At 59.2% G+C, this 22,655-nt stretch carries 21 protein-coding genes and 1 tRNA gene; 7 read left to right on the top strand and 15 right to left on the bottom strand.

Annotation, left to right across the window (positions count from 1 at the left end; all coding sequences use genetic code 11):
* Positions 1–59: 59 nt before the first annotated feature.
* Entirely contained in the window at positions 60–260 is a 201-nt protein-coding gene (locus FGA82_RS26875; protein WP_141129438.1) for a hypothetical protein, read from the top strand.
* Here FGA82_RS26875 and FGA82_RS26870 read toward each other — a convergent pair.
* The gene (locus FGA82_RS26870) at positions 257–487 is read right to left on the bottom strand and encodes a hypothetical protein (protein WP_034152784.1); all 231 of its coding nucleotides are present in this window, start codon (positions 485–487) and stop codon (positions 257–259) included. The genes FGA82_RS26875 and FGA82_RS26870 overlap by 4 nt on opposite strands.
* Before the next feature lie 219 nt (positions 488–706).
* Here FGA82_RS26870 and FGA82_RS26865 point away from each other — a divergent pair.
* Positions 707–782, top strand: a tRNA-Asn gene (locus FGA82_RS26865).
* A 201-nt stretch (positions 783–983) separates the two neighbouring features.
* Here FGA82_RS26865 and FGA82_RS26860 read toward each other — a convergent pair.
* The gene (locus FGA82_RS26860) at positions 984–2,507 is read right to left on the bottom strand and encodes a nucleobase:cation symporter-2 family protein (protein WP_103304845.1); all 1,524 of its coding nucleotides are present in this window, start codon (positions 2,505–2,507) and stop codon (positions 984–986) included.
* A gap of 254 nt (positions 2,508–2,761) precedes the next feature.
* Here FGA82_RS26860 and FGA82_RS26855 point away from each other — a divergent pair, with 254 nt between their 5' ends.
* Both FGA82_RS26855 and FGA82_RS26850 read left to right on the top strand, forming a co-directional pair.
* Positions 2,762–3,046 (top strand): BrnT family toxin, encoded by a 285-nt coding sequence (locus FGA82_RS26855; RefSeq protein WP_116255282.1) that lies wholly within the window; start codon positions 2,762–2,764, stop codon positions 3,044–3,046.
* A 3-nt stretch (positions 3,047–3,049) separates the two neighbouring features.
* Positions 3,050–3,376 (top strand): BrnA antitoxin family protein, encoded by a 327-nt coding sequence (locus tag FGA82_RS26850; RefSeq protein ID WP_141129437.1) that lies wholly within the window; start codon positions 3,050–3,052, stop codon positions 3,374–3,376.
* On the opposite strand, the gene FGA82_RS26845 is transcribed toward FGA82_RS26850, so the two are convergent.
* Positions 3,373–4,206, bottom strand: a complete 834-nt coding sequence (locus FGA82_RS26845) for an arylamine N-acetyltransferase family protein (RefSeq protein ID WP_141129436.1) — start codon at positions 4,204–4,206, stop codon at positions 3,373–3,375. The two genes, FGA82_RS26850 and FGA82_RS26845, sit on opposite strands and share 4 nt — an antisense overlap.
* A gap of 101 nt (positions 4,207–4,307) precedes the next feature.
* Entirely contained in the window at positions 4,308–5,102 is a 795-nt protein-coding gene (gene xth / locus FGA82_RS26840; RefSeq protein WP_141129435.1) for an exodeoxyribonuclease III, read from the bottom strand.
* A 129-nt stretch (positions 5,103–5,231) separates the two neighbouring features.
* Here xth and FGA82_RS26835 point away from each other — a divergent pair, with 129 nt between their 5' ends.
* Positions 5,232–5,813, top strand: coding sequence for a GNAT family N-acetyltransferase (locus FGA82_RS26835; RefSeq protein ID WP_141129434.1), 582 nt, complete (start codon positions 5,232–5,234; stop codon positions 5,811–5,813).
* Positions 5,814–5,815: 2 nt separating this feature from the next.
* On the opposite strand, the gene FGA82_RS26830 is transcribed toward FGA82_RS26835, so the two are convergent.
* From FGA82_RS26830 to FGA82_RS26815, 4 genes are all read right to left on the bottom strand, one after another.
* Positions 5,816–7,258: a mechanosensitive ion channel domain-containing protein gene (locus FGA82_RS26830; protein ID WP_141129433.1), complete on the bottom strand. Its 1,443-nt coding sequence runs from the start codon at positions 7,256–7,258 to the stop codon at positions 5,816–5,818.
* A gap of 209 nt (positions 7,259–7,467) precedes the next feature.
* Positions 7,468–8,094 carry an isochorismate family cysteine hydrolase YcaC gene (gene ycaC / locus FGA82_RS26825; RefSeq protein ID WP_108226668.1) on the bottom strand — a complete coding sequence of 209 codons (627 nt, stop codon included), beginning with the start codon at positions 8,092–8,094 and terminating at the stop codon, positions 7,468–7,470.
* A gap of 55 nt (positions 8,095–8,149) precedes the next feature.
* Entirely contained in the window at positions 8,150–8,833 is a 684-nt protein-coding gene (locus tag FGA82_RS26820; protein ID WP_064116839.1) for an isochorismatase family protein, read from the bottom strand.
* A gap of 86 nt (positions 8,834–8,919) precedes the next feature.
* Entirely contained in the window at positions 8,920–9,786 is an 867-nt protein-coding gene (locus FGA82_RS26815) for a pirin family protein (protein WP_141129432.1), read from the bottom strand.
* Positions 9,787–9,891: 105 nt separating this feature from the next.
* Between FGA82_RS26815 and FGA82_RS26810 the strand changes: the two genes are divergently transcribed.
* The gene (locus FGA82_RS26810; RefSeq protein WP_141129431.1) at positions 9,892–10,800 is read left to right on the top strand and encodes a LysR substrate-binding domain-containing protein; all 909 of its coding nucleotides are present in this window, start codon (positions 9,892–9,894) and stop codon (positions 10,798–10,800) included.
* 218 nt (positions 10,801–11,018) lie between these two features.
* Entirely contained in the window at positions 11,019–11,822 is an 804-nt protein-coding gene (gene dkgB, locus FGA82_RS26805) for a 2,5-didehydrogluconate reductase DkgB (protein WP_141129430.1), read from the top strand.
* A gap of 11 nt (positions 11,823–11,833) precedes the next feature.
* On the opposite strand, the gene FGA82_RS26800 is transcribed toward dkgB, so the two are convergent.
* The 7 genes from FGA82_RS26800 to FGA82_RS26770 all read right to left on the bottom strand — a co-directional run bounded on the left by FGA82_RS26800 (position 11,834) and on the right by FGA82_RS26770 (position 22,543).
* A complete protein-coding gene (locus FGA82_RS26800) occupies positions 11,834–15,064 on the bottom strand; it encodes a transporter substrate-binding domain-containing protein (protein ID WP_141129429.1) in 3,231 nt (1,076 codons plus the stop codon).
* Between the two features lie 10 nt (positions 15,065–15,074).
* A complete protein-coding gene (locus FGA82_RS26795) occupies positions 15,075–15,701 on the bottom strand; it encodes a response regulator transcription factor (protein WP_141129428.1) in 627 nt (208 codons plus the stop codon).
* Between the two features lie 135 nt (positions 15,702–15,836).
* Positions 15,837–16,280 (bottom strand): chemotaxis protein CheY, encoded by a 444-nt coding sequence (locus FGA82_RS26790; RefSeq protein ID WP_141129427.1) that lies wholly within the window; start codon positions 16,278–16,280, stop codon positions 15,837–15,839.
* 186 nt (positions 16,281–16,466) lie between these two features.
* Complete coding sequence (locus tag FGA82_RS26785; protein ID WP_141129426.1) at positions 16,467–17,183, bottom strand: MgtC/SapB family protein; 717 nt, start codon at positions 17,181–17,183, stop codon at positions 16,467–16,469.
* Positions 17,184–17,318: 135 nt separating this feature from the next.
* Positions 17,319–20,018 (bottom strand): magnesium-translocating P-type ATPase, encoded by a 2,700-nt coding sequence (gene mgtA / locus FGA82_RS26780; RefSeq protein ID WP_141129425.1) that lies wholly within the window; start codon positions 20,016–20,018, stop codon positions 17,319–17,321.
* 576 nt (positions 20,019–20,594) lie between these two features.
* Positions 20,595–21,929, bottom strand: a complete 1,335-nt coding sequence (locus FGA82_RS26775; RefSeq protein WP_141129424.1) for a lysine N(6)-hydroxylase/L-ornithine N(5)-oxygenase family protein — start codon at positions 21,927–21,929, stop codon at positions 20,595–20,597.
* Between the two features lie 131 nt (positions 21,930–22,060).
* A complete protein-coding gene (locus FGA82_RS26770) occupies positions 22,061–22,543 on the bottom strand; it encodes a sigma-70 family RNA polymerase sigma factor (RefSeq protein ID WP_042704912.1) in 483 nt (160 codons plus the stop codon).
* Positions 22,544–22,655: the final 112 nt, after the last annotated feature.

The following is a 22,655-nucleotide window of genomic DNA, read 5'->3' as shown; positions in this document are numbered from 1 at the left end:
GGAGCGAGCCTGCTCCCACATTAGTGATGAGTTAACCCAAGAATTCTGCGAGAACCCTAATGAAAAACGACAACCTGCGCGCCGACCGTGACGATCTGGATGATTTTATCCCTCGCACATCGGCCAAACGCGAAAAAAGCCTGGTGCTGCAAGTCGCCGCCGGGGTGTTCCTGGGTGGCCTGGTGCTGTGGCTGGTGCAACTGGCGGCCACTGCGGCCTACGCCAAACTGATGCTGGGCACTATCACCTTCGGCAGTTAAGCCAATTCAGTCGCGCGCTGAGTCGCGGCATCGTCATAGACGACGTACAGCGATTCGGCGATCTGGCTTTTGATTGCCTTGGTACTTTCCAGACCGAGGACAAACCCTTCGGCCTTGCCGCCGGCACGGTTCAGTTCTTCAGCGGTGCTGGCCTGGGTAATTGCGTCGAAGAGTTTTTCGGCGTGTGGGCCTACCCCTTTAGGCAGGCTGATTTGCGCGATGCTCATGCGAGCACCTCGTTGTTGCGGTTTGAATGATTCATGGCGCGTACCTTTTCGGCGAATGGCCGGTAGCGCGTGTGACCACTTCCGGGCGGCCATGGTAGACCTCTGCTACGGTTCTGGTAACCGCCAATCGCTGACAAACCACCGTCCATCCTGATGAATCGCAGTTTTTTACATCTCACGCTTGACTTCTCTTTTTGAATCAGTAACATACGCACCAATTCCGCAATAGCTCAGTTGGTAGAGCAAATGACTGTTAATCATTGGGTCCCTGGTTCGAGTCCAGGTTGTGGAGCCAAATAGCAAAGCCCCTGAATCGCAAGGTTCAGGGGCTTTTTTGTGGGCGCTTGAAAAGATCAAAAGATCGCAGCCTTCGGCAGCTCCTACAGGGATTGGTGTTCTCATGTAGGAGCTGCCGCAGGCTGCGATCTTTTGATCTACCAACGAAAAGGGCCGACCTGCGCTGACAGATCGGCCCTTTTCTATTCAGCTACAGCGGTCAGACATGCTCGCTGCTTTTCACCTGCGCTTTCGGCGCGCCATGTCCGTGATCGTGATCATCCGGCTCGATCACTGGCACTTCCTTGCCATCGCAGTCGTGCAATTTGCCGTCGCTGAAGTAATCGCCTTCACGCAGCGCCGCCAGATCGCGATAGCGCAGGGTCCGCTCTTCCGCCGCCGCAAACACCGATTGCTGATCCGAGTTACCGGCGGTGAAGTGGTTGAACGCCAGGTTGAGCAGAATCGCCATGATCGCCGACGAGCTGATGCCCGAGTGGAAAATGGTCGCGAACCAGCTAGGGAAGTGATCGTAGAAGTTCGGCGCGGCAATCGGGATCATGCCGAAACCGATCGAGGTGGCAACAATGATCAGGTTGACGTTGTTGCGGTAATCAACCTTCGACAGCGTGCGGATACCACTCGCCGCCACCGTACCGAACAGCACAATACCGGCGCCGCCGAGTACCGAAGTCGGCACTGCAGCAATGACCCGCCCCATGAACGGCAGCAGGCCAAGGATCACCAGGAAGATACCGCCAGTAGCCACCACGTAACGGCTCTTGATCCCGGTGACCGCCACCAGCCCGACGTTCTGGGCGAAGGCACTCTGGGTGAACGAACCGAAAATCGGCGCAAACATGCTCGACAGCATGTCCGCGCGCAGACCATTGCCCAGGCGCTTGGAATCGACCTTGGTGCCGATGATTTCACCGACCGCCAGAATGTCTGCCGAAGTCTCTACCAGCGTCACCATGACCACGATGCACATCGACAGGATCGCGGCGAAGTGGAAGGTCGGCATACCGAAATGGAACGGCGTCGGGAAGCCGAACATCGGCCCGGTGGTGACGCTGGAGAAATCCGCCATGCCAAGGAACACCGCCAGCACCGTGCCGATCACCATGGCCAACAGAATCGACAGACGCGAGATGGTCGAGCTGCCGACCTTGCTCAGCAGCAACACCAGCACCAGCGTGACCGCCGCCAGACCAATGTTCTGCATGCTGCCGAAGTCCGGCGCGTGGCTGTTGCCGCCCATCGCCCAGCGTGCGGCCACCGGCATCAGCGTCAGGCCGATGGTGGTGATCACGATGCCGGTGACCAGCGGCGGAAAGAACTTGGTGATACGGGAGAATACCGGTGTGATCAGCAACCCGATCAAAGAGGCGGCAATCACCGCGCCGAGCACCGACTGGAAGCCGCCCTCCCCGCCGCTGCTGACGATCGCGACCATGGTCGCCACGCCGGAGAACGACACGCCCTGAACCAGCGGCAACTGACAGCCAAAAAACGGCAGACCCAGGGTTTGCAGCAGTGTCGCCAGCCCCCCCGCAAACAATGAAGCAGCAATCAGCAAACCAATGTCCGCCGGCGACAGGCCGGCCGCCTGGCCGATGATCAGTGGCACCGCAACGATACCGCCGTACATGGTCAGAACATGTTGCAGGCCGTAAGCCATATTCGCGCCGACCCCGAGATTTTCATCCTCGGGCCGTTGGTGTGAAACATGGGGCGTTTTCATGGTGGGGGGTTCCCTGGTTTTTGTTATGCGCACACTGTATTCAATACTCGTGACAAATGTCCATAGAGTTGTATACAACTTATCAGTCACAAAATGGATAGGTAGCCACCCAAGCTTCTATCCCGCCGCTTGCATCCCCCACAAATCCGGCAACACATGCGCTTCTGTGTCTGCGCCAACGCCCACTAGGCTGAAGTGTTCATGGCGACCGACGGCGCGGTCGCACTCTTTTTTATACATATAAAGTATGCATAATTAAGTCATTCACTATTCAGTACGACAAAAGCAAGAACGCAGCCAACAAACTCAAGCACAAAGGCGTCAGCCTCGCCGAAACTGAACCGGTCTTCCACGACGAACGAGCACTGACGGTCGAGGACAACGACCATGACGAACAGCGCTGGATCACTATTGGCCTCAACGGCAAAGGGCGCTTGTTGGTCGTTGCTTACAGTTACCGGGATGCGAATGTCGTTCGAATCATTTCTGCACGTGTCGCCACACCGAGCGAACGTAGCGCTTATTTTCTGGAGGCTTGATCGATGCAAGACGAATATGACTTTTCTCAGGGCAAACGCGGTGCATTGGCTTCAAACAAGGGCAAAACCCGCATCACCATCATGCTTGATGACGCCGTCATCGAAGCGGCGCGTACGGCCGCGGAGAGCGAAGGGTTCGGTTATCAGACGGTGATCAATAACACCTTGCGTCATACGCTGCTGGATGCCGTTGCAAAACCGGAGCCTGTCGAATCAAGCGGGCAATTCAAGAAGGGCATCACCGCCGCTGACCTCAAGAGCCTCGAGAAAAAGCTGTCGGCAGCGGTTGGGGAAATCCGTCGAGTGCTGGAGCCCGACGTCAAACCCTAGACGGAGACCGGCGCGATTATCCGCGCCAAAGACTGGCGATTGTGGGGCAGATCCGGCAGATGCAGAGCAAACTCGCGCGCCAGTAATTCAATCAACTCACCGACTTCCGCCACCTCGCGCCGCTCACTGCTGGCACCCATGCGATGGATGGCGAAACTGCCGTTGTTCAGCGTCTTGCGCCAGCCCTCCCCGGTGCGCGCGACCATCAGGCGCTGACTGAACGGTGACTCAGGATGGGTCGAGACGTACCAGTTGCCAATGGTGTAATCGATGTCTTCCTGGCGTTGCAGATCGAACAGGTACATCGATCGCCATTCCCCCGCCACCTTGGCACGCAGCATGTAGCCGTCGGGCTGTTTTTCAATGCGATAAGGTTCATGAGGGGTCGCTTGCTCCGCTTCGGTGTCGAGCAGCAGCGGCGCAGTCGGCACCATGCCACCAAAGCCGACATCGGTGATGTAGCGCACATCGTCGATGGTCACCAGGCTCAAGCGGTGCGTGCGCGCCGTCCAGCTGCCTTCTGGCTGATTCATCACCACCCGCCCGCTGATAGCACGTGCGTCGAAGCCCAGTTCAAGCAACAACGCAAAAAACAGATTGTTCAGCTCATAGCAGTAGCCACCGCGACCACCGAGCAGAACCTTCTCTTCAATGGACGGCAAGTCGATCAGTACCGGCGCCCCGGTGATCGTCGCCAGGTTCTCGAAAGCAAACACGCCGGTGTGGCGCAGTTGCAACAATCGCAAGCTCTCCAGCGTGGGCGCCGGCGGGGCATCAAACCCGAGACGTTGCAGGTACAGCTTCAGATTCTTCAGGCGTGGCTCACTCATTGCTCGATCCTTATGCATGGGGCCGCAGTTCACTGCGTTGATGTTCGCCATGTATACGGGATCGGGCAGTGTTTTCGACAATTGATTTCGCCAATCGCCCGCTAGCGTTTCTTGCGTGAGCCGATACGAATCCACGTCGGCGCATGGTCGCTGGCATGCGGCTCGTTGCGCACCCAGGCGTCGACCCCGGCCTCATGCAGATACGGACTCAGCGCCGGGTTGAGCAGCAGATGATCTATGCGCAGTCCGGAGTTGGTTTGCCAGTGCTGGCGGAAGTAATCCCAGAAGGTGTAGAGACGATCCTCGGGATACAGATACCGCAGCGAATCGGTCCAGCCCTGATCGAGCAAACGCTGATAACACTCGCGGCTCTCCGGCTGCAGCAACGCGTCCTTGAGCCACGAGCGGGTGTTGTAGATGTCCATGTCGGTGGGCACAACGTTGTAGTCACCGGCCAACACCACCGGGTGATCGCTGCTTTGCAGATCCTTCGCATAGCCGATCAACCGTTCGAACCACGCCAGTTTGTAATCGAACTTCGGCCCTGGTTGCGGGTTACCGTTGGGCAGGTACAGGCATCCGACCAGCACCCCGTGCACCGCCGCTTCCAGGTAGCGACTGTGCTTGTCATCGGGATCGCCCGGCAGACCACGCCGACTTTCCAGCGGTTGCGCGTCACGGGCGAGAATCGCCACGCCGTTCCACGAAGCCTGGCCTTGCCAGATCGCGCCGTAACCGGCGGCTTCCAGCTCGGCGGCGGGGAATGCCGAATCGACCGATTTGAGTTCTTGCAGGCAGGCGATGTCCGGTTGCTCGCGTTTGAGCCAATCCAGCAAATTCGGCAACCGCGCGCGCAGGCCGTTGACGTTGTAGGTGGCGATCCGCAGGTTTTTCATCGGCTGAGGCTCCTGCCCATGGGCTGTGAAAATTGTGACCTCGAGAACATCGTCACGGTTGCATCGGATCCACCCACTGCGGCGTAATAGGCACTCGCCATTCGCCCGCTCCGCCGAGACCTGAATCCCATGCCAACCACGCTGCAAGGTCAGCGCATCCTCTTGCGCCCGCTCCAGTATTCAGATGCCGCTGCCCTGCTCCACGCTGCCGCTGATGGCGAATTGTGGAACCTCACCGTCACCGTTGTGCCCTCAGCAAGCACAGTCGACAGCTATCTGAGAAAGGCCATCGATGGCCGTGACGCCGGCACGGTGCTGCCGTTTGTCATTGTCTTGAAAGACACCGGGGAAGTGATCGGTTCAACCCGCTTCTGGAAGATCGACCCGCTCAACCGCAAGCTGGAAATCGGCAGCAGCTGGATCTCGGCGAGCTGGCAGAAATCCTTCGTCAATACCGAAGCCAAGTACCTCATGCTGCGCCACGCCTTCGACGTGCTCGATTGCGTGCGCGTGCAGTTCACCACCGACGAGAACAACCAGAAGTCGCGTAACGCGATTCTGCGCCTTGGCGCGCAACAGGAAGGCATCGTCCGCCATGAGCGGATCATGCCGGACGGGCGCAAGCGCAACTCGGTGCGTTTCAGCATCATCGACGACGAGTGGCCGCAGGTGCGCTTGCACCTGGAACAGAAACTCGCCGCCTACGCATAACTTCAAGCGCGACTGCGCAGCCATTGCAGGAAGCCTTTTTTCGCCACCACCACCGGCGCTTCCTCGGTCAGCGATTGCGCCTTGTGCAAGCGGTAATCGAGCAAGGTTTTCATGGCATCGCTGATATCGTGGCGAGCGTCCAGACACGGCTTCAGGTAAGTCTTCTCGATGCGGTACAGGGCGCAGAAGGTTTTCGCGGCAAACCTGGCCGGCACAGAAGAATCGGAAAGTATGCCGGCCTCGCCGATCACTTCGCCGGGGCCCATGCGCCCGGACTCGAACGGCGAGCCATGGCGAGTCAGGGTCACGGTAACCACGCCCGACTCGATAATGAACAAGTGATCGCTGACCTCCCCCGCCTCAAGGATCGTCTCGCCGGCACGGAAGGTTTGCAGGGTCATGTTCTGGCTGAAGGTGTCTTTTTCTTCCTGACGCAGGGTCGAAAATATTGGCGAACTGTCGAGCAACGCCCGTGGCCGCGACAGGTTGGTCGGCGCAGCACTTTCATCGCTCGACAGCAGATTGACCCCGGACGCCTGCAAGTGCCGATAGGCCAGATCGAACAATTGATTGCGCACCACGCGCTTCTCGCCCATCGAGGCGACGAAACCGCTGATCTCATATTCCGCGCCGCTGCTGCCGGAGCTTTTCAGCGCCACGCTTGGCGCTGGTGTATCGAGCAACTGACGACAGCCCTGCATCGCCCGCTCCAGCGCATCGATCACTGAGTTGGGCCGCGCGTGCGGGCTGACCTGCACGCTGACCGCGACGCCGAACATATTGCTCGGTCGACTGAAGTTGATGATCTTGGCCTTGGCCGCCAGCGAGTTGGGAATCACCGCCATGCTGCCCTGACTGGTCTGCAGGCGCGTGGCGCGCCAGTCGATGTCGGTGACCCGCCCTTCGGTGCCGTCGATGGAGATCCAGTCATCCAGTTGATACGGCTTGGTGGTGTTGAGGACGATCCCGGAGAACACGTCGCTGAGCGTGCTCTGCAAGGCCAGACCGACGATGATCGCCAACGCGCCAGACGTCGCCAGCACGCCTTTGACCGGCAGATCCAGCACGTAAGCCAGCGCGGCAATGATCGCAATAAGGAAAATCACCGCGCCGAGCAGATCCTGCAACAGCCGCCCGGTGTGGCCGACCCGCTGCATCATCACCGCACCGATCAACACCGTCAGAGTCCGCGCGCCGAACAGCCACCAGCCAATCTGCAACCCGGTCGCCGCCAGGTGCAGCGGCACGTTGTCGGCCCATGGCGCCGGTTCCATCGGGTTGAGGCCTTCGTTGAACAGCAGCACGCTGAACAAGGTGAAAATCAGCACCCGCACCAGCAGTTTCCACTCACTCCCATGGGAGCTGATCAAGCGCCATAACCCAAGATCGAGGAGGATCAGGATCAGCGCGCAAAACAACGGATGTTCGGTGAGCAGAGACAGCATCAAACAACTCCGACGAAGGCCAATCGCGAGAAGATCGCACAGATTGAGCAAGTGTAGGAGCAATTGATTTCAGAGGATGAACGCCCGCGCAAAAACACCGCAAAACCCCTGTAGGAGCTGCCGCAGGCTGCGATCTTTTGATCTTTAAAAAACAACATCAAAAGATCGCAGCCTGCGGCAGCTCCTGCACAGGTTTACGGGGTGACAGATTACTTACCGTTGGTCAGGCTGTTGTAGCTGGTGAACAGGTTGCGGTAGTCCGGGATGTGGTTGGAGAACAGCGTGCCCAGCCCTTCAATGTCGTTGCGCCAGTCGCGATGCAGCTCGCAGGCCAGACCGAACCAGGTCATCAATTGCGCGCCGGCAGTGGACATGCGGTTCCACGCCGATTCGCGAGTCAGCTCGTTGAACGTGCCTGAGGCATCGGTCACCACGAACACGTCGAAGCCCTCTTCCAGCGCCGACAGTGCCGGGAACGCCACGCAAACTTCCGTCACCACACCAGCAATGATCAACTGCTTCTTGCCAGTCGCCTTGATCGCCTTGACGAAATCTTCGTTGTCCCAGGCGTTGATCTGGCCAGGGCGGGCGATGTACGGCGCATCCGGAAACAGTGCTTTCAGCTCAGGCACCAGCGGGCCATTGGGGCCGGTTTCGAAACTGGTGGTGAGAATTGTCGGCAGTTTGAAGTACTTGGCCAGATCGGCCAGCGCCAACACGTTGTTCTTGAATTTGTCCGGCTCAATGTCGCGCACCAGCGACAGCAGCCCGGCCTGATGGTCGACCAGCAACACCGCAGCGTTGTTCTTGTCCAGACGTTTGTATTGAGTGGTCATAGCAGTAATCCTCGCGGGTGGTAGAGGCCGACGGGGTCGGCCTCAGGTGACTCGATCAGCGCTGGGAATCCAGCACTTCGTGTTCGTTCGCGACTTGCTGGGCCTTGAGGTAGCTTTCGATCAGCAATTGATAATGCGGCATGGCCTGGGCGTAAACGGCCGCCCACTGCTCGGCATCGGGACGGTTCCACGAGCCTTGCAGCTCGGAAAGCGTAGCCATGATGTCGATCGGCACCACCCCGGCCTGAGCCAAACGGGCAACTGTCAGATCAGTGGCCAGTTTCGAGTGATTACCGGACGCATCGACCACGGCAAATACCTTGTAGCCTTCGTGCACGGCGGCGATGGACGGGAACGCCAGGCAGACGCTGGTCAGGGTTCCGGCGATCACCAAGGTCTTCTTGCCGGTAGCTTTGACCGCTGCGTGAAATTCCGGATTGTCCCAGGCATTGATTTCGCCTTTGCGCGCCACGTATTGCGCATGCGGCGCTGCTTCGTGAATCTCCGGGATCAACGGCCCGTTCGGCCCTTGCGGCACGGAGGCGGTGGTGATCACCGGCATCTTCAACAGGGTCGCGGCTTTGGCCAGTGCGATGGCATTGGCGCGCAGTTGCGGCACGTCCATGTCCTTGACGATCTGGAACAGACCGCTCTGGTGGTCGATCAGCAGCATCGCTGCGTCGCTGGCATCGATGGTCGGTTTCTGGCCGTCGAAGTTCGCTGCATTGACAGTGTTCATGTGCGTTTCCTCTTTTCTATAGGCAACAGCCATCCCTGGCCTGCGAACCGGCCTACGCGTCCTATGTAGAGCGGAGTGGTGGTGCGTTAAGCGTGCATCTGGCCGAAACGGCCGGACTGGAAGTCGGCGAAGGCCTGGTGGATTTCCTGCTCGGTGTTCATCACGAACGGGCCGTGACCGACGATAGGTTCGTCGATCGGCTCGCCGCTGAGCAGCAACACCACCGCGTCCTGGCTGGCTTCGAGCGTCATCTGATGGCCGTCACGTTCGAACAGCGCCAACTGCCCTTCGCGCACCGACTCCAGACCGTTGACCTGCACCGAGCCTTTCAACACCACCAGTGCGGTGTTGCGGCCTTCGTGCAGATCCAGCGTCAGCAACTTGCCGGCGTTCAGGCGCAAGTCCCACACGTCGATCGGTGTGAAAGTGCGCGACGGGCCGGTATGGCCATCGAACTCACCGGCGATCAGACGCAGGTTGCCGGCATTGTCCTTGAGCGCGATGCTCGGGATATCGCGGTCGAGAATGGTCTGGTAGCCCGGCGCGGCCATTTTGTCCTTGGCCGGCAGGTTGACCCACAACTGGACCATTTCCAGTTTGCCGCCGGTTTTGGCGAAGTTTTCCGAGTGAAACTCCTCGTGGAGAATCCCGGACGCGGCCGTCATCCATTGCACATCGCCCGGGCCGATCACGCCGCCGCTACCGGTCGAGTCGCGGTGCTGAACCTCGCCTTCATAAACGATAGTCACGGTTTCGAACCCGCGGTGCGGATGCTGACCAACGCCACGCTGTTCGGTGGTTGGGGTGAATTCGGCGGGACCGGCATGATCGAGCAGCAGGAACGGGCTGATGTGTTTGCCCAGGTTGTCGTAGGAAAACAGCGTGCGCACCGGGAAACCATCGCCGACCCAATGGCCGCGCGGGCTGGTGTAGATACCGATGATGTTTTTCATGGTTGTCTCCAATTGGGGTGAGTGATGCGATGGATTAAGCTTAAATCCATGACCATTAATGCACTAGACTGCAAAAATCAGCCTTAGCGTTCTATATGGAGAACGATGGTGGAAGACCTCAACACCCTCTACTACTTCACTCAAGTGGTCGAACATCATGGTTTCGCTGCCGCCGGGCGCGCACTGGACATGCCGAAATCGAAGCTCAGCCGACGTATTTCCGAACTGGAAGAACGCCTCGGTGTGCGCTTGCTGCACCGCACCAGCCGCCATTGCTCGCTGACCGAAATCGGTCAGGCCTATTACCAGCGCTGCCTGGCCATGCGCGTCGAAGCCGAAAGCGCCGCCGAGCTGATCGAGCGCAACCGCTCGGAACCGCAAGGCCTGGTTCGCCTGAGTTGCCCGACGGCGCTGCTCAACTCTTGGGTCGGGCCGATGCTCACCCGCTACATGCTCAAATATCCGTTGGTGGAGTTGTTTATCGAGAGCACCAATCGCCGCGTCGACCTGATTCACGAGGGTTTCGACATCGCGCTGCGAGTGCGTTTTCCGCCGCTGGAAAACACCGACATGGTCATGAAGGTGCTCGGCAACAGCATGCAATCAGTGGTCGGCAGCCCGGTATTTGTCGAACGTCTGTCGTCACCGCCCTCGCCCGCTGACCTCAATGGCTTGCCGAGTCTGCATTGGGGGGCGGCGCAGCGCGAATATCAGTGGGAACTGCTCGGGCCGAATGACAACACGGCGCTGATTCGGCATACGCCGCGCATGGTCACCGATGACTTGATTGCCTTGCGTCAGGCGGTGATTGCCGGCGTTGGCGTGGCGCATTTGCCGAGTGTGGTGGTGCGTGAGGACATTGCCGCCGGACGCGTCGTGGAATTGATTCCGGGCTGGGCGCCGAAGTGCGGAGTGGTGCATGCGATCTTTCCGTCGCGACGCGGGTTGTTGCCGTCGGTGCGCACGCTGATTGATTTTCTCGGAGAGGAGTTTGCGCAGAGCGATATAGCCTGAGACCGAGTCGCGGCCATCGCGAGCAGGCTCACTCCTACAGGAGACCGCGTTCCAATGTAGGAGTGAGCCTGCTCGCGATAGGGCCAGCCCAGGCAACAAAAATCACTGAGTGGATTCATGACTTCTGATCAACAGTGCTTTGCCCCACCAGCGGTTTTTCTCAACGATGCAGACGCGGATACTCCTGCGCATTACCACTGCAACCCTTGGAGTCCTGCATGTCTGTTCCCGCTTTCGGCCTTGGCACGTTTCGCCTGCAAGGCCAGGTCGTCATTGACTCAGTGAGCACTGCCCTCGAACTCGGCTACCGGGTCATCGACACCGCGCAAATCTACGAAAACGAAGCCGATGTCGGCCAAGCCATCGCAGCCAGCGGCATCCCGCGTGAAGAGCTGTTCATCACCAGCAAGATCTGGGTCGCCAACTTCGCCAAAGATCGCTTGATCGGCAGCCTCAAGGAAAGCCTGCAGAAATTGCAGACCGACTACCTTGACCTGACCCTGATTCACTGGCCATCGCCGGAAAACCAGGTCCCGGTCGAAGAATTCATGGGCGCCCTGCTGGAGGCGAAGCGCCTGGGCCTGACCCGGCAGATCGGTGTGTCCAACTTCACCATCGATTTGATGAAGCAGGCGATTGCTGCGGTCGGTGCAGAAAACATCGCGACCAACCAGATCGAACTGCACCCGTATCTGCAAAACCGCAAAGTCGTCGAGTTTGCCCAGCGCCAGGGCATCCACATCACTTCGTACATGACTCTCGCCTACGGTGAAGTGCTGAAAGATCCGCTGATCCAGCAGATCGCCGAACGCCTGCAAGCCACCCCGGCGCAAGTCACCCTCGCCTGGGCGATGCAGTCGGGCTACGCGGTGATCCCGTCGTCGACCAAACGCGCCAACCTGCAAAGCAACCTTGCCGCCACGGCGCTGACCTTGAGCGATGCCGACATGGCGCTGATTGCCACACTCGATCGCGACCATCGCCTGACCAGCCCGAAAGGCATCGCGCCTGACTGGGACTGACCCGACACGCGTCAGCTTTGCAGACGTTGCGCGAGGCCGGCCATGGCCTCGCGCAACGTATCGCTTGCCATGCCCAACGGCGCCGCGTGCGCTTCGCGACACGCCTGTTCAAGCTCGATACACGCCGCCACCACCCGCGCGGCCCCGACCATCTGCGCCCCACCCTTGATGTGATGAGCCAGTTCGCGAAGCCCCGCGCGATCCTGCTTTTGCTGCAACATATCCAGACGTTGCAGATCGAGGTGCAAGCTGTTCAGCACCTCCTTGCGTAAATGCTCGATCAAGCCACGATCATTCCCGGCCATTTGCTCCAGGGTGCTCAGATCGATCTCCGCCAATGCTGGCATCGCGCTGGAGGCCGCCGCGATGTCGCAATGACTGGCCGCCGTCAATGCCTGCGCCAGATCGTGCAAGCGGATCGGTTTGAACAGGCACTCGTCCATGCCGGCCTTCAGGCACCGCGTCCTTTCCTCGGCCTGCGCGTTGGCGGTAAAGCCAAGAATCAGGCAAGGCTTGCGCCCGGCAATCGCTTCTTCTTCACGAATGGCCTGCGCCAGCTGATAACCGTTGCGCCTCGGCATATTGCAATCGGTGATCACCACATCGAACGCTTGCGTGCGCCAGCGCTCCAGGCCTTCATCTCCGTTCTCGGTGTCGACCGTACGATGGCCGAGTTCACTCAACTGCCAGCACAACAGCAAACGGTTCACCGGGTGATCATCCACCACCAGAACACTCAGTGAACACGTAGCGGCGGTCAGTGTGTCGGAGGGCGCCGGGGGCGGAGCGAGGGCATCCAGCAGCGGCAGTTCGAGGCTGACTTCGACCTGCGTTCCTTCACCCGGAGTACTGTCGAGTCGCAGCGTGCCGCCCATCATTTCGCAGAGGCTGCGACTGATCACCAGACCCAGTCCGGAGCCGCTGCGGGCCGCTTGCGAATCAGCGCCCGCCTGCACGAACGGGCTGAACAGCCGTCGCCGATCGTCGTCGCTGATCCCCACCCCACTGTCTTCAATCAGTACTTTCACCGCCAGGTGTTCGGCGGCCATTGCGGTCACCACAAGCCGCAGACTGACCTCGCCCTCCTCGGTGAACTTGATCGCATTGCTCAGCAGATTCGACAGCACCTGTTTGAAGCGCGTCGGATCAATCAGCACGTCAACATCGCTGCGGGGATCCAGTTCGATGTGCCACAGCAAGCGCTTCTGCCGCGCCAGCCCTTCAAACACCCGACACACTGACACCACCAGTTCGCGCAGGTTGGCGCGTTCGGGCGCGAGGGACAAATGCCCGGTCTCGATCCGCGCGATGTCGAGAATGTCGCCGATCAGCGCCAGCAATTGTTGCCCGGCATTGGACGCTACCTGAATGGCCAAACGATCGGTCACGCCCTCTTCTGCGCGCTTGAGGGCCAGTTCGAGCATACCGATCAAGGCATTCATCGGTGTGCGGATTTCGTGGCTCATGGTCGCCAGAAACGTGGTTTTCGCCCGATTGGCATCGTCTGCTGCGTCCTTGGCTTCCTGCAATTGCTGCAACCATTGCTGGCGCCGGCGAATCTGTTGGCGCTGAAAAACGATCCAGGCCAGTGCAAGTGCCAGCAACACCGCCGCGCCGGCAAAACCGAGGAGAATTTCGCGACGATGCTGTAACCAATAACTGCCTTCCACCACCACATCGTGGCTCCAGCGCTCAACCAGTTCGTCCATCTGTTGCGGGGCAATGCTCAACAGCGCCTTGTTCAGGATCGAGTGCAGGGCCGGCATCTGCGGGGCCGTCGCCAACGCAATGCGCGCCGGTTGATCGCCGATAGTGCCGGTAACGCGCAGGCGCTCGCGGTAGTGACGTGCGATCAGAAAGCGCGCCACCAGCAACGAACTCACCGTGGCGTCGACTTGGCCTTTGGTAATCAACGCCATGCCTTCGGCGGGGCTTTTGACTTCGATCAGACGGATGCCCGGCACCCGTTCCAATAGATATCCGCGCAACGGGTGGCCGCGATAAATCGCCAGCCGTTTACCGGCCAGGTCATCAAGGTGGAGCGGCCCCTGCGTGGTGATTGCACTGACCAGCACAAATGGATTGTTCAGATAGGCGCGGGTAAATTGCAGTTCGATTTCACGCTCGCTACTCGGCGTCACCACTGGCAACACATCCAGTTCCCCGGCCTTGAGCTGTTCGATCTGACGATCCAGCGACGCCCCGCGCACAATCTCGAAGCTCAACCCGCTGCGCTGGCTGATCAAACTCAGCAATTGCGCCGTCAACCCACTGAAACGGCCATCGGCATCGAAAAACGTCAGCGGTGCGAAATCTTCGATGGCACCTACGCGGACCACGGGATGCTGGTCAAGCCACGCCTGCTCACTGGCACTGAGCTGCACCCGCGACTGCTCAGCCATCTCGGCAAGGCCAGCGCTCCAGCGCTGTTCGATCCGTTGGCGACGCTCCATGGGAATGGCCGCCAACGCCTGGTCGACGATGCGTTTGAGGCGCACATCGCTGCGCAGCAGGGCGAACGCGAACGCGTTGGCATCCAGCCCCGCCGGGCCGGACATTTGCAGATCGTTACGATAATTGGTGTTGATCAAGTAGTTGGCACTGATGAAGTCGCCCAGATACACATCATCCGCGCCGAACGCTACTGCCCCGAGCGCATCCATTGCCGAGGGATAACGCCGCACGCTGGCCTGGGGATAGAACGCTTGTACGCTCGCCAGTGGCAGATAGTCCTCGACCATGGCCAGGCGCTTGCCCGCCAGATCGGTCGGCAACGGCTCTTCGAGTCGAGTCACCAGCATCGGTTGGTCTTCGGCGTAGGCACGGGACAGGATAAAGTCCGGGTCGGCGGCTTCAAAACTGTTGGAGGTCCCCAGCAGATCGAGATCGCCGTGCTTGAGTGCCGCCATCACCGCATCGCGGTTGGCAAAACGCTGCACTTCGATGCGCACGCCGAGCAACTGCGCCAGCAGATCGGCGTAATCCGCGGTGAGCCCTTCAAGTTCATGCTGATTGCGAGTGATCTCGAACGGTGGGTAATCCGGACCGGAAACGCCCATGCGCAACACCGGGTGCTGACGCAGCCATTGCCGGTCCTGTTCGTCCAGGCGCAACCGGGCGTTTTCCGGCCCGCTGCGGGTCAGCACCTGCAGCACCTGCGGTGCGTCACTCGCCCAGCAGGTGGCGATCAGACTCAGCCACAGCCACAGCCACAGCCAGAAAACCTGCCATCCCTGCTTCATGTGCGGTCGCTCAGATCACATGATTGCGCTTGGCGAAATCGCGCAAGTGCACCGCTGAACCGACCCCGAGTTTTTTCATCAGCCGGGTTTTATAGGTGCTGACGGTTTTGTGGCTCAGGTGCATGTCCGCTGCAATCGCCTTGTTGGAATTGCCCTGCCCCAATTGCTGGAAAATGCTCAACTCACGGTCGGAAAGCTGATCGATCATCTGTTTTTCGGTGGTTTGCACGGCATTCAGCGTGCTGAAACTTTCCGGGAGCGAGGAAAAATAGGTATGGCCCGACATCACCGCCCGAATGGCGTTGCGCAGTTGCTCCAGTTGATTGGTTTTGGTTACGTAAGCCATGGCCCCGGCACGCACGCAGCGATCTTGATAGAACATCGGTTCGTGTGTACTGAACACCAGCACGCGGCAAGCAAAACCATTGGCCTTGATCCGGGCAAGAGCCTCCAGCCCGCCGAGTGCCGGTAAATTGAGATCGAGTATCACCAATCGAGGCTGGTGTTCCCGAATGAGCGACACCACCTCGTTGCCTTGGGACGCCTCGTGGATCTGCTTGAATCCCAAGGCTTGCAACACGATCCGGATGGCGGCGCGCACCACTGGATGATCGTCGACGATCAGCGCTGACTTCATGGCCACTCCCGGTGCAAAGTCTGACGAACAGGCCACCGATGGGGGCTGTTCCAGACTCAGTGGCTGCGCAGGGACTGTTACATGGAACGGCGGGCAAATCACCTGTCAGACCTGACAGTTGCAGCCAGTGTTTTTTTATGCATGAGCAGCGAATTTTACCGTTGAGTGTGGCAGGCAGGCTGACAAAAGTTGCCGCCTCGCGGGTGTATCGACCAACGCCATCAACTGACTGATCGATTGTTTTGAGGGCAGTGTCAAATGGCTGACTTGCACATTTTCCTGGGCGAAACCCGAGGCCTGTTGTAACGGCGCCGTGGATTCGTTGTAGACCAGCGCCTGACGAACCTGCGGGTTATCCAGGAAAAAACCCAGCAGATCCAGCGAGCCTGCGGCCAGTTCGGCATTGATGACCACCGCATCGAACGGCTCGCAACCGTAGTCCACCAGCGTCAGCAATTCGGTGAGGCTCTGTGCCGGAGCCACGCGGTAGTAATCGAGGCTGTTGAACAGGCGCTCGATTTTCATTCGGTGGAAATGCTGCGTGTCGGCGATCAGGATGCGCAGGGCTTTATTGATCATGGTCAGTCTCCCGGGGTCACGGCTTCTGGGTGCGGCAAGACTACGCAAGCTCCATGGTGGGTTCTGTAGGAATATTCCGAAAAACACTGTTATTGATCGCAGGCCCACCGAGCCTGACCATCACTCGACGCTTTAATAACCGTCTGAACCCCTGGAAGATGAAGCGCGGTTTATTCAGTAGTACTTTTATTCAGTAGTGCTAGGACTCCAGAACGCCTGCACTACCAGCGCTGATGTGGAAATCCGCGCCACCAGTGCGTCGAGTTCATCACCATCGACCGAGGTTGTGGCCAGCGTCGCTTCGATTTCGATTTCATCGGCGCCGAAAGCGTGCACATCGACATCGCTGGCCGGGTAGTTGCTGCGCTCCAGCTCGGCTTCGAGCAAGGCAAACACGGCGGTTTGCTGTGAGCGCCGGGCGATGACGTAGACGATGTTGGTGACTTCCGCAGAGACCACGTCCAGTGGCTGGCGGTTGATGTTGTTGACGATCGGCCGCAGCAAGGTATTGGCGGCGAGAATGAACAGCGTACCAAGTACCGCTTCGGCGAGCAGATCGGCGCCGGCACAGGCGCCGACCGCTGCAGACGTCCACAGGGTCGCGGCGGTGTTGAGACCGCGCACATTGCCTTCTTCGCGCATGATCACCCCGGCGCCGAGAAAACCGATGCCGGAGACCACATAGGCGACCACGCGTACCGCACCTTCTGCGCCCGCGAGACGGTTGGCCATGTCGACAAAAATCGCCGCACCGACGGCGACCAGCACGTTGGTGCGCAGGCCCGCAGTGCGTTGCCGGTACTGGCGCTCGAAGCCGATCAGACCGCCGAGGATGAACGCGGCGCTGAGGCTGACGAGGGTGTCGAGCAGTGAATCGAGTTTGAGGTTGTTGATGGCTTGCATAGTAATTTCCCTGAATACACACAAATCCCCCTGCAGGAGCTGCCGCAGGCTGCGATCTTTTGATTTTGTTTTTAAAAGACAAGATCAAAAGATCGCAGCCTGCGGCAGCTCCTACAGGGGAGAGCAATCCTGCGGTTATTGCCAGCCGAACCGGCGGATGTAGAAACCTTTGACTGCCTGGGTCAGCGCCATGTACGCCAGCAGAATCACCGGCAGGAACACGAAATACAGCGACGGCAGCGCCTGCAATTTGAAGTAGTGCGCCAGCGGCCCCATTGGCAGGAAGATGCCGACCGCCATGATGATCCCGGTCATCACCAGCAGCGGCATGGCTGCGCGGCTTTGCAGGAAGGGAATTTTCGGCGTGCGGATCATGTGCACGATCAGCGTCTGGGTCAGCAACCCGACCACGAACCAGCCGGACTGAAACAGCGTCTGGTGATCCGGGGTGTTGGCATCGAATACGTACCACATCAAGGCGAACGTGGTGATGTCGAAGATCGAACTGATCGGGCCAAAGAACAGCATGAAGCGCCCGACGTCACCCGGCTGCCAGCGTTGTGGTTTTTTCAGCATTTCCTCATCGACGTTATCGAATGGAATCGCAATCTGCGAAATGTCGTAGAGCAGGTTCTGCACCAGCAGATGCATGGGCAGCATCGGCAGGAACGGAATGAACGCGCTCGCCACCAGCACCGAGAACACGTTGCCGAAGTTGGAGCTGGCGGTCATCTTGATGTACTTGAGCATGTTGGCGAAGGTGCGCCGCCCTTCGAGCACGCCCTCCTCCAGCACCATCAGGCTCTTTTCCAGGAGGATGATGTCGGCCGCTTCCTTGGCGATGTCCACCGCACTGTCCACGGAAATACCGATGTCGGCGGTGCGCAGCGCGGGTGCGTCGTTGATGCCGTCACCCATGAAACCGACCACGTGACCGTTGCCCTTAAGAATGCGCACGATGCGCTCCTTGTGCGACGGCGTCAGTTTGGCGAAGACATTGGTGGTCTCTACGGCCACCGCCAGTTCGGCATCGCTCATGCGCTCGACGTCGTTGCCCAGCAGCAAACCTTGTTGCGCGAGGCCGACTTCACGGCAGATCTTCGCGGTCACCAGTTCGTTGTCGCCGGTCAGCACCTTCACTGCCACACCGTGTTCGGCCAAGGCTTTCAGCGCGGGCGCAGTGCTTTCTTTCGGTGGATCGAGGAACGCCACGTAACCAATCAGCGTCAGTTCCTGTTCATCGGCCAGGCTGTAAATTTCGCGACCTTCGGGCATCGAGCGAGCGGCCACGGCCACCACGCGCAAGCCTTCAGCGTTGAATGCTGCGGTGACCTGACGAATCCGGGTCAGCAATTCATCGCTCAAGGCTTCATCGACCTCACCGTGACGCACGCGGCTGCACACTGCCAACACTTCTTCGACCGCACCTTTGCAGATCAACTGATGTGGCTGGCCACGCCCTTCGACCACCACCGACATGCGCCGACGGTTGAAGTCGAACGGGATCTCATCGACCTTGCGAAACGCCGTGCCGACTTTCAGTTCACGGTGGATTTCCACGTGTTCCAGCACCGCGACATCCAGCAGGTTTTTCAGCCCGGTCTGGTAGTAGCTGTTGAGGTAAGCCATTTCCAGCACGTCATCGGAATCTGCGCCCCAGACATCGACATTGCGCGCGAGGAAGATCTTGTCCTGGGTCAACGTGCCGGTCTTGTCGGTGCACAGCACGTCCATGGCGCCGAAATTCTGGATCGCATCAAGACGTTTAACGATGACTTTTTTGCGCGACAGAAACACCGCGCCTTTGGCCAGCGTCGAGGTGACGATCATCGGCAGCATTTCCGGGGTCAGGCCGACGGCAATCGACAGTGCAAACAGCAGTGCTTCAGTCCAGTCGCCCTTGGTGAAACCGTTGATGAACAGCACCAGCGGCGCCATGACGAACATGAAACGGATCAACAGCCAGCTGACTTTGTTCACGCCCTGCTGGAACGACGTCACCGCGCGATCGGTTGCGCCAACACGCTGGGCCAGCGCACCGAAATAGGTGCTGTTGCCGGTGGTGAGAATCACTGCCACCGCTGTGCCGGAGACGACGTTGGTGCCCATGAACAGGATGTTGTCCAGCTCCAGCGGATTGCGTGTATCGCGATCAGCCTGACGTGGAAACTTTTCTACCGGCATAGATTCACCGGTCATCGCCGCTTGGCTGACGAACAGATCCTTGGCGCTGAGTACCCGGCAATCGGCGGGAATCATGTCGCCGGCCGAGAGCACGATCAGATCGCCCGGCACCAGTTGCTTGATCGGCAATTCGCTGCGTGGCGCATCACGGCGCATCACCGTGGCGGTGTTGCTGACCATGGCTTTCAGCGCGTCGGCGGCCTGGTTGGATTTACTTTCCTGCCAGAAACGCAGCAGCGTCGACAGCACCACCATGGAGAAAATCACCACGGCGGCTTTGAGGTCTTCGGTCAGCCACGAGATCACCGCCAACAACGTCAGCAGCAGGTTGAACGGGTTTTTGTAGCAGTGCCACAGGTGAATCCACCAGGGCAGCGGCTGCTCGTGTTCGACCTCGTTGAGGCCGTATTGCGCACGCAGCGCATCGACTTCGAAATCGGTCAGGCCATCGGAGTGCGTGCCGAGTGAAGACAGCAATACGCCGCTGTCGCAATGCGCGGCATCGACCAGGGTGTTGGCCAGCGTGGGTGGGACTTCACGGCTGACCGTGGTGTCGTTGATTGATTCCAGCAGCGCCAGGCGACGGAAGTGCCGGGCGATGTGGCGGGTCCGCAGAAAACCTGCGAAGAATTCCTTGAGCGTAAGTTTCATGGCTGTTGCCCCTATGGTCAGCCGGGAAACCGTCAAGCAGGTACGGCCGCGCCTCGTCCGCCGGAAAAACCGGCACGGCAAGGCTTGGCGCGCCGGTCAGAAAAGACAGGCGTGTCGATAGGGCTGCGATCACGACTGTGCAGTCGAAATCACGCTCTGTTCAGCGTCGATGAGAAGGACGTCTAGACATGACCACGGACGGGCCATGCACGGGATGCCGCTGCTCGCTTTTACGGCGAGACAACGACAGAGAAAGTCTGCGCGTTATCTTGCCGAGAATCTGCCGGTTACCGAGACCGGCCGACAACTGTCACTCGAACAAGTACCCACTGTGGGTCTCCGCTATTGATGAAAACGCGCGAAGCTTACGCCCCGATGTCTGGAGAGTAAACCGGCAAAAGGAAGTGTGTCGGGGAATGTGGGGGATGTTCAGGAAGGGTTCAGGATGATCGTTCCCACGCTCTGCGTGGGAATGCCTCAACGGACGCTCCGCGTTCGGCCTTCGATAGGGACGCGGAGCGTCCCGGGCTGCATTCCCACGCAGAGCGTGGGAACGATCTGGCCTGGAAATCGGCGTTAGCTGGCAGTTGCTAACAACAGATCTGCCATCGAACGATGCCCGCGGTTCTTGCCATGCTCATACAGCGAGCCGGCAATCTCGTCCGCACGAATCGGCAACACCGACAGCAGTGTATCGCTCAGACCATGGCTGGCCTGGCAGAAGCCCTGCATGTAGATACCGGCCTTGCAGCGTTCGTCGGTGATCAATTTGTAGTTACGATCAACCTCGAAGTCACCCAGGTACTCTTCCAGCGGTGCCAGCAGTTTGCGGTGCATCTGCCGTTCGTAACCGGTGGCCAAAACAACAGCGTCGTAATTGCGCACGGTGACTTCGCCGGTGGCGTTGTTGCGCACGGCCAGTTCAATTCCGTTTTCGGTCGCGGTAGCGCTCTCGACAGTGGTCAACGTACGGAACGCATGACGGGCAACCCCGGACACCTTTTGACGATAGAAGATGCCGTAGATGCGCTCGATCAGGTCGATGTCGACTACCGAATAGTTGGTGTTGTGGTACTCGTTGACCAGACGCTCACGCTCGGCGCTGTTCTGCTGGAACACCAGGTCGGTGAACTCCGGCGAGAACACTTCGTTGACAAACGGGCTGTCGTCCGCAGGTTTCAGGGCCGAACCGCGCAGGATCATGTCGACCTGTACCGACGGGAACGAATCATTCAGGTCAATGAACGCTTCCGCCGCGCTCTGCCCGCCACCGATGATCGCGATGCTCATCGGCTGATTGTTCACGCATGGCTGCTTGGCCATTTGCGACAAATACTGCGAATGGTGGAACACGCGGGTGTCGCCCTTCAGCGCCTTGAACGCCTCCGGAATGCGCGGCGTGCCGCCGGCGCTGACCACCACCGAACGGGTGGTCCGCACATGCTGCTGGCCATCGCTGCCACGGGAAATCACCCGCAGTGCTTCAACCTGATGGTTGTGCAGCACCGGCTCGATGGTCAGCACTTCTTCGCCGTAACGGCTCTGCTCGGTGAACTGTCCGGCGACCCAGCGCAGGTAGTCGTTGTACTCCATGCGGCACGGGTAAAAGGTGCCGAGGTTGATGAAGTCGACCAGACGACCGTGATACTTGAGGTAATTGACGAAGGAGTACGGGCTGGTCGGATTGCGCAGGGTCACCAGATCCTTGAGGAAGGAAATCTGCAACTCGCTTTGCGTCGACAGGGTGTTGCCGTGCCAGCTGTAGTTGGCCTGCTTGTCGAGGAACAGCACATCCAGCTCGCCGTGGGTCGGGCCACGCTCTTGCAGAGCGATGGCCAGCGCCAGGTTCGAAGGGCCGAAACCGACGCCGATCAGGTCGTGAACGATGGGCGATGCAATTGCCTGTGTCATTTCCAGTGTCCTCTGGATGAACCCCTCAACGCGGGGATAAAGCCTGGGTGGCCTGACCGGCCTGAATCAGGTCAGCAGGTCGTCTGTTGAGTAGGAACGAGGACGATGAACAGAAATTTAACCAGCAAGGATCAATGTGCGTCCCATTGTTTGATCCGCAAGCGGCAATGTTTCATGGCGTTGACGATGTGTTTTTCTACCAACGCCTTGGAAATTCCGAGGTGCTCGGCAATTTCCGGGTGGGACAGGCCTTCGATCTTGCGCAGCAGAAAACTTTCCCGGCAACGCGGCGGCAACTCGGCCAGTGCGCGCTGGAGCATTTCCAGGCGTTGACCATGATCGAGAGTGCCATGGGGCGACGGGGTGAAATAGCGTTCTTCGCTGTCCAGCACATCAAGCGATTCGACCTGGCGCAGGGCGTTGCGCCGATGATCGTCGATGACCAGATTCAATGCGGTGCGATAAAGGAAAGCTCGCGGTTGCTCGATCGGCGTGTCGCTGGAACGCTCCAGCACCCGCACATAAGCGTCATGCACCACATCTTCGGCCACCTGACGGTTGCCCAGCTTGGCGTTCAGGAAACACACCAGCTCGCGATAGTAGTTTTCCAACATGACTCCCGACCGCATCGATGCAGTTCCTGTCCTTGAGCACACTGAACCGGCCACGGAATACGCAGTAGCAAGATAGTGGCAACTTGAGGTGCGTAATTTATAGTAATTCTCA

The organism is Pseudomonas fluorescens (assembly GCF_005938625.1).
GTDB lineage: Bacteria > Pseudomonadota > Gammaproteobacteria > Pseudomonadales > Pseudomonadaceae > Aquipseudomonas > Aquipseudomonas fluorescens_BD.
This window is presented reverse-complemented; position numbering and strand designations above follow the sequence as displayed.